Here is a 13,366-nt window from a genome sequence, read left to right as displayed (position 1 = left end):
AAACTTTAATTCAAAAATTAAACTTTTAAATACTCGCCGCAACCTCAGCGCCATCACGAATCGCACGTTTGGCATCTAGTTCAGCGGCGAGCTTTGCACCGCCAATCAAATGATACTGCGCGTCTGGCGCATCGCCGACATTTGGCATCAACTCTACGACCGACTCTTGACCGGCACAGACCACCACGCTATCGACACGCAGCAGCTGACTTTGACCTTGGGCATTGGTCACCCAAATGCCCTCGTTGGTGATTTTGTCATACTGTACGCCTGCGACTTGGATGACGCCGTGTGACTTGATATGGGCGCGATGCACCCAGCCAGAGGTTTTATTGAGTCCGCTACCCAGACGGCCTTTAGTGCGCTGCATCAAGTACACTTGGCGAACCGGCTTAATGGCTTCAGGCTTAATCAAGCCACCCTCCGTTTGGTAACTCGTATCAGAGGTCACGCCCCACTCTGCGCGCCACTCGCTGATAGACTGCGGCGTGGTGCGGTAGCTTGGATCTTTTAGCGCGTCAGGGCCGATTTCATCAAGTGATTGACCGTGGTTGGCCGTCAGATATTCACTGACATCAAAGCCAATACCGCCTGCGCCTATGACTGCGACCGTCTCGCCAACTGATTTTTCGCCCGATAGCAGCTCAGCATAGCTGATGACTTGTGGCAGCTCAGCACCTTCTAGCTTGCCTTCAAGGCTTCTTGGGACTACGCCTGTCGCGACAATAACATGATGGAACTTGGCTTTCTCAAGCATGTCTTTATCAACTTTGGTATTGAGTTTAATCTCAACGCCTAAGTGCTCAAGCTCATTGATATAGTAGCGAATGGTCTCAAAGAACTCTTCTTTACCAGGGATGACTTTGGCATAGTTAAACTGACCGCCCAAGACGTCTTTGGCTTCAAACAATGTCACGTCATGCCCACGCAATGCCGCGACATGAGCCGCTGACATACCAGCGACACCGCCACCGATGACTGCGACTTTTTTCGGATTCTTGGTTTTCTTATAAACCAATTCCGTCTCATAGCAGGCTTGCGGATTGACCAGACAAGTCGAGCGTTTATTCTCGAACGTATGGTCGAGACAGGCTTGGTTACAAGCGATACAAGTATTGATGCGGTCGGTCTGACCGTTTTTGGCTTTATTAACCCAGTGCGCATCGGCTAAGAACGGACGCGCCATCTGAATCATATCCGCCTGACCACTGGCGACGATATCCTCTGCCGTCTCTGGCATGTTGATACGGTTGGCTGCCATCATTGGGATACTAATATGTTTTTTAATCTCAGCGGTGAAATCGACAAAAGCGGCGCGCGGCACGCTGGTGACGATAGTCGGGACGCGTGCTTCATGCCAGCCAATACCGGTATTCATAATGGTGACGCCCGCTTCTTCTAGTGCCTTGGCGACTGTGATGACCTCGTCCATGACGTTGCCGTCTTTGACCAAGTCAATCACTGACAAACGGAACAGAATGATAAAGTCTTCACCCACCGCCGCACGAACGGCTTTGACCACATCGACAGCAAACTTCATACGGCCATTGATATCACCGCCGTATTGATCGCTGCGTTTATTAACATGACGAGATAAAAACTGGTTGAGCAAGTAGCCCTCTGAGCCCATAATCTCAACACCATCATAGCCTGCTTGCTTGGCAAGCTTGGCGCAGCGTGCATAGTCCTCGACGGTTTGTTCGATGTTTTTGACACTCATCTTGCGCGGTTTAAACGGCGTGATGGGTGATTTGATGGGGCTTGATGAGACGATAAATGGATGATAACCGTAGCGGCCACTGTGCAAGATTTGCATGATAATTTTGCTATCAAACTTATGTACCGCACGAGTGACGCGCTGATGGTTGATGACGTCCATTTTGCTATTCATGGTGCCGCCAGCGGGTAGCAGCCAACCTTCGCGATTGGGCGAGATACCGCCTGTGATCATCATCGCCACGCCGCCCTTTGCGCGCTCTGCAAAATAAGCCGCCAGCTTGCCATAATTATAAAAACGGTCTTCAAGGCCGGTGTGCATCGAGCCCATGACCAGACGGTTTTTTAAGGTGGTAAAGCCTAAATCTAATGGCTCGAATAGATGTGGATAGTGGTCGTTTGCGCGAGCAGTTTCTATGGTTTTGGCAGTGCGGCTGGCTGTCATATCATTTTCCTTATGAATGGTTTGTGAGACTACTTTTAAGCTGGCTGAGCGTGCAAAAGTTTCGCTTTTATATCAGCTGGGCTGCGGGATTGAGCATTGCTGATATCCTAACACACCGCTATTATTATCAGCTACGCGGACAAGCGACTGATGAGTGGGCAATATATTGCCGCGATAGATGGACAATACGGTTTTTGACATTTGTTTGAATATCTGCCATAAAACCTGCCCCATTTTTCGTACGATTGGCTATAATAGCGGGGCGCTGCTTTTTACTCAGCCAAACAGTCGGTCAAGCAACCAGACAAAAAGCCTGTCGCCTGTGACGCAAAACTCACTCTACTTAGCGGGCCATTCAGTGATACGCTAGGCAGTTTACTGACAGCCGCCGTTCAGTGACAAGCGTTGTCGTTGAGTGACGTTACAGCTGCCACCATGCGACTGCGATCAGTTTTGCGCAGGCTTTGAGCCAATAACTCTGATGACCAATGCACCGCACGTGAGTCGCGTTTTGCCAATAATTCGATGATATTGGCGTCGCTGTGTTATTTTGAGCTGACTTTAGGTTGAGCTGACGTAGCAGCCGCTTCGCTCATCCCTTGCACCATCGCATTATAGAAATACGATAAAGGACTATCCTAATGACAGACTTTCATACCGGTCTTGGCAAAACGCCTGCCAATCACCAACCGCTCACTCCTATCGACTTCATCATCCGTAGCGCGCAGGTCTACCCTGACAAAACCGCCATTATCTACGACGATCTGACGCACAACAACCTCACCCAGAGCTGGCAACAGACTTATGATCGCTGTCGTCAGCTGGCTGATGGTCTGCGCAAACTGGGTATCGATAAGAATGATACCGTCGCGGTGATGATGCCAAACACCCCAGCGATGGTCGAATGCGCCTTTGGGGTGCCGATGTCAGGCGGTGTGCTTTGTACCCTTAATACCCGTCTCGATATCAATGCGCTTAGCTTTTGTTTGCAGCATTCAGAAGCCAAAGTATTGATCTTGGACAGTGAGTTTGCTGAGCATGCCGAGATTATTGATGAGGCCTTTCCCAATCTTATCGTCATTCATGCGACAGATGCCGCGATCGATATTGAGCGTTTTGGTCAAATGAGCTACGAAGAGCTCATCGCCAGCTCAGACAACCTAGACAACTGGGAACGTCCAACGGATGAGTGGGATGCCATCGCCCTTAACTACACCTCGGGCACCACGGGCAAACCAAAAGGCGTGGTCTATCACCACCGCGGTGCCACGCTTAACGCTGTTTCCAATATTCTAGATTGGGACATGCCCAAACACCCGATGTATCTATGGACACTGCCCCTATTTCACTGCAACGGCTGGTGCTTTCCTTGGACCATCGCCGAGCGCGCCGGTGTCAACGTCTGCCTGCGCAAGATTGATGCAGATTTGATTTTGCAGCTGATTGCCAAGCACCAAGTGACGCATTACTGCTCAGCGCCTGTGGTGCACAACATGATCGCAGGTGGCAAGGCTGAATATAAAGCAGCCATTACTCATGAAGTCAAAGGCTGGGTCGCTGGTGCGCCGCCCTCTGAGACCATGCTGGCAGCGATGGAAGCGATGGGCTTTCATATCTCGCACGTCTACGGTCTCACCGAAGTCTATGGGCCAGTCACCATCTGCGCTGAGCAAGACGAGTGGGAGACGCTGGATGTCGCTGGCCGCGCCCAGAAAAAATCACGTCAAGGCGTGACCTCGCATCTGATGACGGGTTTTGAGCTGTTTAAACAAGGCACCACGGAGCCAGTCGCCGCTGATGGGGAAGAGATGGGCGAGCTGGCCCTGCGCGGCAATATGGTGATGAAAGGTTACCTAAAAAGCCGAAAAGCGACCGAAGAAGCCTTTGCTGATGGTTGGTTCCGCACCGGTGACTTGGGGGTCAAATACCCTGATGGCTATATCAAGATTATGGATAGGCTAAAAGACATCATCATCTCAGGCGGCGAGAATATCTCAAGTATCGAGGTCGAAAACGTCTTATACAAAATGCCTGAGATCCAAAGCTGCGCCGTCGTCGCCGCACCGCACGACAAATGGGGCGAAGTGCCCGTGGCCTTTATCGAGATTCATGCTGGTAGCACCTTACAGCGCGACCATGTGATGGAGCACTGCAAGCAGTACTTGGCAGGCTTTAAAGTGCCCAAGTACATTATCTTTGCTGAAATACCTAAAACCAGCACGGGCAAAGTACAAAAATACGAGCTGCGCCAAGCGGCCAAATCACTGGCACACGAAACACCCAAAGTCACCGCCAGTGCCAAAGCATAGCCATTAATCGTTTTATATCAGTACTGTAAAAAGGTCAGCCTAACGACTATCGTTAGGCTGACCTTTTTGATGCATAAGTTTTGATATATGGGTATTGTCACTTAAGTCACCAGCGCTCAATCAAGCTTTGGCTCCACCCACTGATAGATGAGCATACCTGCTAGCATAGCAGCGGCAAATACATACGCTTGCCAGTGCCCTGTCCCCAGTAGCACAATGCTTGGGCCTGGACAGATACCCACAAGCCCCCAACCGATACCAAACATCATCGCGCCCATTAGCAGCTTTTTGTCAATCACAGTCTTACTTGGCAATAAGATAAAGGTGCCCGCCCAGCTGGTTTTTTGCCGCTTGGCCAACTGTACACCGATGATCGCCACTAGCAGCCCCCCACCCATCACCAAGGCCAAGGAGATATCCCACGCGCCAAAGACATCCAAAAACCCTTGCAACTTAGCAGGGTCGGTCATGCCTGCTATCAGCAGTCCCAAGCCGAATAATAAACCGGCCAGTAATCCAATCATATTTTTTAGCATTATTGTGCCTCATACTTCATCTGTTTATTCAAGCCGTTATAGATAAAACGAGCCGTCTATACTGCGTTAAGTCATTTTTAAAACATACCGAGTACATGCCTGCCCACATACACAGTCACGACACCAAACAACATAAAAGTCGCCGTCGCTGCCATTGAGCGTTTTGACAGGCGCGCGTTGCCGCAGATACCGTGGCCACTGGTACAGCCTGACCCCAAACGCGTGCCAAAACCCACTAATAGCCCAGCAACGAGCAACAAGGGTAATGACGTGGTGATCTCTATATCTGGCAGTGGTCGCACCAGACTATATAGTAAAGGCGAGACAATAAGCCCTGCGATAAACAGTATCTGCCACACCTCTATGTGTTTGGGTTTTAGCACGCTTGACACGATACCGCTGATGCCGGCAATACGCCCAATACCCAATAGCAAAACAACGGTCGATGTCCCTAATAGCAGACCCCCGACCAAGGATATCGGCGTAAAGGCCAGCCAATCTATCTGTATACTCATCATATTTACCTAAGCCAATTTTTATCAAAAATAAAATACATTCGTTTTACATAAATACATTATATAATAAAATATAATAAAAGGGTAAAAAAATACTGAACCCAATGATTATAGGTTCAGTATGTGATCTGGATGATGCCCAATCAGATAAATGGTGATTAGGGCATGCCCTCAGTTTAATACGAGCTATTAACTGGCCAATACTTCATCTAGCGCAGTTTCAAAGCGCTGCACAGCTCCGTCGATATCAGTCAATTTATCCAGACCAAACAGACCTAAGCGGAAGGTTTTAAAACTATCAGGCTCGCCGACTTTGAGCGGTACACCAGAGGCGATCTGTACGCCAGCCGCCGCAAACGCCGCGCCTTTATGCATATCATCACGGTCGGTATAAGAGACGACCACGCCTGGTGCTTGATAGCCTTCTGCTGCCACGCTCGCAATCCCTTTGGCTTCGAGCACGTGACGAATGCGCTTACCCAGCTCCCACTGCGCCTCACATAACTGATCAAAGCCGATTTTTTTGGCTTCATTGACGGTGTCGCGGAACTGACGCAAGCTATCAGTGGGCATCGTCGCATGATAAGCATGGCCGCCGTTTTCATAGGCGCGCATGATATTTAGCCACTGTTTTAGATCAATACTAAAGCTGTCCGACTCGGTGTTGTCTACTTTTTGTACAGCCGCTTCACTTAGCATGACCAGCCCTGCGCCTGGGGTGCTGCTCCAGCCTTTTTGTGGGGCGCTGATCAGCACATCGATGCCCAAGTCTTTCATATCAAGCCAGACACACCCTGAGGCGATACAGTCAATGACCAGCAAGCCACCAACGCTATGGACCGCCTCGGCCAATGCCTTGATATAGTCTGCTGATAAGATAATACCTGATGAGGTTTCGACGTGCGGGGCAAATACCATGGCAGGCTTGGTTTCTTTAATTTTAGCGACTGCATCTTCGATCGCGACAGGAGCAAACGGCTTTGGCGTATCGCCGTCTTCGCGGTGTGCTGTCAGTACCGTTGATGACTTGGCGATTTTGCCTTTGTCTAAAATTTGTGTCCAACGATAACTAAACCAGCCGTTACGGATGATCAAGCAGTCTTCATCATTGGCCAGCTGGCGCGCCACAGCCTCCATTCCATAAGTACCAGAGCCAGGAACGATGGCGACCGCATCGGCGTTATAGACAGATTTTAGGTCAGCAGATAAGTCGTTCATGACTTGCTGAAAGGCTTTTGACATATGGTTTAGGGCGCGGTCAGTATAGACCACGGAATATTCTAGTAGGCCGTTTGGATCAATATCTTGACGTAAGGCAGTCATGGGATGCTCCTTGCTCGTTTTCGGATTTTTGGATGGGTATAACCTGTATTTTCGCCCCATTGATTATAGGGGGTAATCTACCAAAAAACCAACCCGTGTTTAGTGAACGGGCGAGTAAGAGATTTAGCGGCGGCGGTGGGCGTCTTGGAGTCCCGAGACCACAAAATCTAGCAGCTCACTATCGCCTTGGCGGGCGGCTTTGCGCATAAGCTTGGATGGTGCGTGGGTCAGCGTCTGGGTAAGGCGACGTGACAGCTCGGTGAGGATATCTTCGGGATCGGCATTGTCTTGCTGTAGCTTGGCGATAGAGGCTTGTAGCAGCTTGTCCACCTGATCATGAGTACGGGCACGATACTGCTGGATGTCTTTGCCAACTTGACGGACCTGAAAACGGCGATCCATCTCAACGACCAGCTGACTGACCAGCAACTCGGCATCGACCGCTGCCTGCCTGCGCTGCTCGATGTTGCCTGCGATCACATGCTGCAAATCATCGACCGAGTACAGATATACATCATCGATACGGCTAATGGTCGAGTCGATGTCGCGCGGTACTGCCAAGTCGATCATCAGCATCGGCTGATAACGACGGCGCTTGAGTGCCTGTAGCGTCATGGTTTTATCAATGAGTACATCCATACTGCCACTACAGCTACTGACAATATCGGCCTCGCCCAGCACTTGCGGCAGCTCCGCGAGTGCTCTGACCTCGACGCGGCGATTGGGATGGCGCAATTCGGCCGCCAAGGCTTCGGCGCGCTCAGGGTTGCGATTACAAATAATCACTCGCCCCACACCCAGCCCTGCGATATGCGTCGCCACCAAGCGGTTCATCTCCCCTGCGGCAACGACCAATAGCGTCCGACTGGGCAAATCATCAAATATCTGCGTGACCAGTTTGGCCGCAGCAAAGCTCAACGACACCGCTTGCGCGCCCACCTTGGTCTCATTTCGCACGCGTTTGGCCGCGGCAAAGACTTGATCGACAATCCAGCCGAGCTGATTACTCAAGGCTTTTTGGTCTTGTGCCAAATGGACGGCGCGCTTGATTTGACCAAGGATTTGCGGCTCACCCAAGATCATCGAGTCCAAACCTGCGGCCACTCGCAGCCAATGCGTCAGAGCATGGGTATCACGGTGCACATATAGATGAGGCTCAATCTCGGCCAGTGGCAGCTGCTTAAACTCAGCCAGCCATGTTTTTATCTTAATAATATGAGCGCTGATGGCGGCGGCCGATAGAGTGGTGCTGGTGGTCGTGGCGGCGTTGGTTGCAGACTGGGCAGGTTCGCTTTCTACAGGCTGCGGTACCAGTGCATAAATCTCGGTACGGTTACAGGTCGAGACGATCACGCTGCCATCGGTAAAGACCTCTAACTGCTCGAGTGCGACATTCACATCGTCACCAACAAGCGCCAAGCGCTCTCGTAGAGCGACTGGTGCGGTTTTGTGATTGACCCCAATGACCACTAATCTCATTATTGATAGACCATAAACATGACGCTCACCTGCCAGCCATACGGTGTTTTGATTGTTTATATAAACCAATTCTTATATAGTCGACTCTAAATAAAACAGATACATTGTATTTCAACACGGAACTGTATCGTTTTTATCCTAAACTCACTATATATAATATATAAACAAAAAATACCGTTTGCGACGACAGCGCTAAAAGGAAGAGCTTAAAATCGCCTATTATATCATTATTACCAGCGTTAATTAACACTCACCCACTTCGGATGAGTATTTGCTTGTATCTGGGCACCTGCCCGACAAATCAACTACCTAGGCGACTTTTATAACTGATATCATTACATGACGCCCTGCATCTGTGCTTGTGCGCTAGTTGAGTAACACGGCTGCTATTGTTTATCTTGTCATTCTACTCTTATAATGTTTGACAGGCGCTTTCATCTGAGTGTTACCCTAAGTTTTCATCTCAGTCTGCATCATTGAAAACGCACCTTAACCTGACGAACCACCCCTTATTAAACGCTACCTATGGATTAGGCAGTCACTATCGGGCGAACACAGCTATTTATGATTTTTTTTGGGTCATTATTTCGGGCACCGCCAGCACTTGATGAGCGATTGAGCCTACGCGCTTTATTAAACCTCATTATAGAGCGCTTGTGCCAACGCTATCGGCTAACGCTATCGTTGGCTGTTTGCCTGTGCCTATCTGCCCCTGTGCACGCCAGTGCTATCGATATTCCAGCGAAGGCAGAAAACCAGCAAAACAGCGCCAGCACCCTTACGAGCGCAGCGACACCCAGCGCCGGCGAAAGACTGCCAGAGACTGTCGATGTGCAGCGCTTGGCTCCTGCTAGCATCTGGCAGCCTGAGCTAAACGAGCCAAGCTTGTACGCGCTTTTGGCGGCGGAGTTTACCGCTGACCGCGATGACAAACAACGCGCCGTCGCCATCTATAAACAGCAATCATTCAAAAAAGATGCCACCGCTGTCTTTGAGCGGGCGCTGAGCTTGTCTTTACAAAACGAGAGTGTGAGCGACTCGTTACAGTTTGCCAAAACATGGCAAGAGCAAAACCCCGATCACGTGCCTGCTTGGTTTTATGTCGCGCATTTGGCACTGCGCGCGCACGATTACGTCTTGGCAGGCGAGACGCTAAACCGCATCTTACGCTACGACCCACGCGCCGACTTAAGCGAGATATTAATCGGTATCTATCCCAATACCGATGCTGACAAACGCGATCTACTCGCCGCGCTTCAGCCGCTCGATAGCAAGCAAAATGCATCCTTATCGGTACTAAAGGCAGGCCTGCTCTATCAATTTAATGAGCCTGAGATTGCTATTGTACATATCAACCGTGCGCTGGCACGCCAGCCTGATTATGTGCCTTTTATTACCCTAAAGGCAGATATCTTACGCAAAATCGTCACCGCCGAAACCGTGGTCAATTACCTTAGCCAAGCGCGCCTGCGCAACCCTGATAGCAAGAGTCTGTACCTATACGAGATTCGCTATTTACTGGACTTAAAACAAAGCCAAGAGGCGTGGCAATTATTGCTACAAGCGCACGAGCATTTTCGTGAGGATGCGGAGATTACCTTGCTTGCCGCCTTGGTCAGTCTGGATATCGAAGAGTACCGCAGCGCTGATGAGCTGCTAAATATACTCGCCAAATCTCCGGCCTATCTCGATCGGGCCTATTACTATCTAGGCATCAGTGCTGAGCGTCAGCAGCGCTTTGAGCAAGCCAAACACTATCTCAATGCAGTGATGCAAGAAGACTTGGTATTGGAGGCACGTCGAAAGGTGGTGGCGTTTGAGCTACTTGATGACGATGTCGCTGCCGCCATCAGCACTTTAGAAAAACTACGCAAACAATTTAGCGTCTTTGCCCCTGACACTTATGTCATGCAGGCCGATATTTTATGGCAACAAAACGAGCCGGATGAAGCGCTACGGCTGTTGACTCGGGCAGCGCGTAAATACCCTGACAATGAGATGCTATTGTTTGCTCGCGCTCAGCTCCTCGATGATAAAAACGACTATATCGTCAAACGCACCTTGCTCAATCATCTGCGCGCGCTCGATCCGAGCAGTCTGGCCTATCAGCTAAGTTACGCCCAGCTGCTCTTGGCCAATGAGCCAAACTCTGAGCAAGGCTTGGCCTTGGCGACCGACATCATCCAGATTCGTTATGATGATCCACGCTACGACAACGAGCTGCACTTGCAAGCGCTCAACATATTGGCAAGTAACGCCTTGACCAACCAACGCTATCAGCAAGTCATCGACTATCTACAGACGCCTTATGATGTCTTTCCGACCTTACGCTCAGGCACGCTGTTGCTACGTGCCTATCAAGGCCTGGGCGATAACGCCAAAGTCGAGGCTTTGCTTGCCGACTTGCAGCAGCGCTTTTCATTTGGTCAGCATAATATCAGCGACCGCATACAACTGTATTAGAGTCTGTGCAAAAGCGGGGTGCGGGGCACCGGTTACAAGGCACTTATAAGAAGCTAACAGCCGCGTATAAGCGAGTAACAAATAACGCTTAAGCTAGCCTTTAATCAAAATTATTATTTTTGCAAATTTGTTTGTTTTTGAGGATGTTTTATGCCAGTTGCCACCCTTTTTTTTCAGCTCCCTGCCGAGTTTAAATCCAAATATAAATCCAAGTGCAAATCTAAGTTTCAGTCTAAAGCTAAATCGCAAAAGCTGATCCTGCTGACAGCGATGGCGGCTACCCTTGCCATCACCTCTGGCTGTCAGTCTCTAAAGACTGCCAATGCTAGTCATCAATCAGGCACCATGATACAAGGTCAAAACAGCGAGCAGCCAAACAAGCTTGAGCGTTTTAATATCACCGGCAAGATTGGTGTGACCACGCCTGCCAGTGACAGCAGCGGCGCGCAAGGTGGCAGTGCGTTTTATGCATGGGGCCAGCAAGACGATCGATTTGCCATTGAGCTGATTGGCGCACTCGGTATTGGCAAAACCAATATCGAATACGATGGTCAGACGGCCACCTTGGTCAGTGAAAAAACCGGTACTTTGACCGCTGATGATCCTGAGACCCTACTAAAAAAAGCCACAGGCTGGCAAGCGCCCATCTCGCAAATGCCCTACTGGATATCTGGTCGCCCCGCGCCCTCAGACAGCGCGCCCAAGCTCGATGCACAAAACCGACTGATAAGCTCGGTCAATGGTGAATGGACAGCCAACTTTACTTATAAAGGCTCAGACAAACGACCTTCCAAAATCAGCGCAGTGCAGCCACAAGGCAACAAGGTTGTCATGACGATTAATCATTAATCTATCATGTATCAATAACGGATCGCCTTTCAAAAGCTATCGTTGCTCATTAAGATAGCTTTTTATGACTGTACCTTATGATGAAAAAACATGACTGAAAACATATGATTGAAAATATAGCCGCATCATCTGCTTCTACGATGACTCGTCTCTCACCTGCCAAGCTCAATTTGTTTTTGCACATCACTGGCAAGCGCGCTGATGGCTATCATGATCTGCAAACGGTTTTTCGCCTGCTTGATTGGGGCGATTATCTGCACTTCTCACTTGTAGATGGCCTAGTAGACATCGATAGCACTTTAGCGATCGATCAGCTATGTGAGCGACTATTAAGGCTGACAGGCGCAGAAGCCATCACCAGCCATGTCACGGACAATCTGATCTTTCAGGCTGCTCGCGCTTTATTGGCCGCGGCCATAGCGTCAAACAAGCTACCCAAGCAGCTTGCGCCAGTGACGATTGAGCTGGACAAACACTTACCCATGGGCGCAGGGCTGGGCGGTGGCTCCTCTAATGCAGCGACGACACTGCTGGCACTTAATGAGATATGGGCGTTTGACTTCTCCCAAGATAAAATGATAAACATCGGTACGACAGTGGGCGCAGATGTGCCGATTTTTATCTTTGGTCAGGACGCGATTGCGCAGGGCATTGGTGAGCAATTAACGCCGATAGCGCTACCAGATCAGCAGTATTTGGTCTTGACGCCTACGGCACATGTCAGCACCGCTGAGCTGTTTACCCATCCTACGCTGCAGCGTGATATTATCCCCCTCTCCATACCGACCATCAAGCGCCAAGCAGCGCACTATACACAAGCTCTACATGCGCCGTATCACAATGTCTTCACACCTGTCGTCACCGGCCTCGCCCCTGCCGTCGATGATGCATTACAGTATTTACAAGTCTTAGAGACGGTAGCACGCAGCACAGCACGGATGACCGGCTCTGGTAGTGCGGTATTTTTGCCATTGGATGCCAGTATTGCTACCGATAAGGCGTTAATAAAAAAATGGCTGGCAAATGCGCCTTGTCCTGCTTACTTGGTAGATAACTTATAATGGCGCTATCAGAGTACAGGCTGCGTCCCAAAAGCGGCGGCTTTCCTATACACACTAAGGCGGCTGATATAAATACTCCTTGCGCGCTACGCCGATGGAGACTACGTAACTGTATTTAAAAAGAGTATCACAACAGCACGTCAGAAAAATTTATACCCGCTCCACGTTGAAATATAGTGTATCTGTGTTATTTAGAATCGACTATATAAAAAATCGAGTGCAAAATTTTTTAATAAATACTAGAAAAAGGCGCAAATGACTTGCAAAATCTAAAAATTTACTTATAATAGGTCGCCACAATAGGGGTATAGCCAAGTTGGTAAGGCATCAGGTTTTGATCCTGACATCCGTTGGTTCGAGTCCAGCTACCCCTGCCATTTTTAGTTTGGATTGCTAGTGATAGCAATTGACAACACCTTCCCAATTTCGGTATAGTTCGCAATGAACACCGCTAGGGAACGCCGTCTTAGACGGTTGATAGGTAGCGACGCCTAGCTAATACTTTGTTAGCATTCAGCGCTCGTCCTGCCTAGACATTACAGGGGTATAGCCAAGTTGGTAAGGCATCAGGTTTTGATCCTGACATCCGTTGGTTCGAGTCCAGCTACCCCTGCCATTTTTTACTATCTTAGTAGTCTATAATTACTTTCACCACTCTTTTCTTTATTTG

At 49.6% G+C, this 13,366-nt stretch carries 9 protein-coding genes and 2 tRNA genes; 6 read left to right on the top strand and 5 right to left on the bottom strand.

All coding sequences use genetic code 11. The annotated features are described in order from the left end of the window. Positions 1–25 precede the first annotated feature (25 nt). Entirely contained in the window at positions 26–2,161 is a 2,136-nt protein-coding gene (locus tag CAP50_RS01355) for an NADPH-dependent 2,4-dienoyl-CoA reductase (RefSeq protein WP_100748762.1), read from the bottom strand. 641 nt (positions 2,162–2,802) lie between these two features. Here CAP50_RS01355 and CAP50_RS01350 point away from each other — a divergent pair. Next, positions 2,803–4,470, top strand: coding sequence for an AMP-binding protein (locus tag CAP50_RS01350; RefSeq protein ID WP_100748761.1), 1,668 nt, complete (start codon positions 2,803–2,805; stop codon positions 4,468–4,470). Between the two features lie 116 nt (positions 4,471–4,586). Here the strand turns inward: CAP50_RS01350 and CAP50_RS01345 are convergent, their stop codons facing one another. From CAP50_RS01345 to hemA, 4 genes are all read right to left on the bottom strand, one after another. Then, a complete protein-coding gene (locus tag CAP50_RS01345) occupies positions 4,587–5,006 on the bottom strand; it encodes a DUF6691 family protein (RefSeq protein WP_172953035.1) in 420 nt (139 codons plus the stop codon). Between the two features lie 77 nt (positions 5,007–5,083). Then, the gene (locus CAP50_RS01340; RefSeq protein ID WP_100748759.1) at positions 5,084–5,521 is read right to left on the bottom strand and encodes a YeeE/YedE family protein; all 438 of its coding nucleotides are present in this window, start codon (positions 5,519–5,521) and stop codon (positions 5,084–5,086) included. Between the two features lie 189 nt (positions 5,522–5,710). Beyond that, entirely contained in the window at positions 5,711–6,844 is a 1,134-nt protein-coding gene (locus tag CAP50_RS01335; RefSeq protein WP_100748758.1) for an aminotransferase class V-fold PLP-dependent enzyme, read from the bottom strand. A gap of 123 nt (positions 6,845–6,967) precedes the next feature. Beyond that, a complete protein-coding gene (hemA, locus tag CAP50_RS01330) occupies positions 6,968–8,323 on the bottom strand; it encodes a glutamyl-tRNA reductase (protein ID WP_100748757.1) in 1,356 nt (451 codons plus the stop codon). 564 nt (positions 8,324–8,887) lie between these two features. Here hemA and CAP50_RS01325 point away from each other — a divergent pair. The 5 genes from CAP50_RS01325 (at position 8,888) to CAP50_RS01305 (ending at position 13,312) form a co-directional block, all read left to right on the top strand. After that, the gene (locus tag CAP50_RS01325; RefSeq protein ID WP_100748756.1) at positions 8,888–10,786 is read left to right on the top strand and encodes a tetratricopeptide repeat protein; all 1,899 of its coding nucleotides are present in this window, start codon (positions 8,888–8,890) and stop codon (positions 10,784–10,786) included. Positions 10,787–10,936: 150 nt separating this feature from the next. Continuing rightward, on the top strand, positions 10,937–11,635 hold the full coding sequence (lolB, locus tag CAP50_RS01320; protein ID WP_446737498.1) for a lipoprotein insertase outer membrane protein LolB: 699 nt from the start codon (positions 10,937–10,939) through the stop codon (positions 11,633–11,635). A 104-nt stretch (positions 11,636–11,739) separates the two neighbouring features. Then, the gene (gene ispE, locus CAP50_RS01315; RefSeq protein WP_100748755.1) at positions 11,740–12,696 is read left to right on the top strand and encodes a 4-(cytidine 5'-diphospho)-2-C-methyl-D-erythritol kinase; all 957 of its coding nucleotides are present in this window, start codon (positions 11,740–11,742) and stop codon (positions 12,694–12,696) included. Positions 12,697–12,997: 301 nt separating this feature from the next. Next, positions 12,998–13,073, top strand: a tRNA-Gln gene (locus CAP50_RS01310). Between the two features lie 163 nt (positions 13,074–13,236). Then, positions 13,237–13,312, top strand: a tRNA-Gln gene (locus tag CAP50_RS01305). Positions 13,313–13,366 lie beyond the last annotated feature (54 nt).

This window comes from Psychrobacter sp. L7 (assembly GCF_002810365.1).
In the GTDB taxonomy this organism is placed as follows: domain Bacteria; phylum Pseudomonadota; class Gammaproteobacteria; order Pseudomonadales; family Moraxellaceae; genus Psychrobacter; species Psychrobacter celer.
This window is presented reverse-complemented; position numbering and strand designations above follow the sequence as displayed.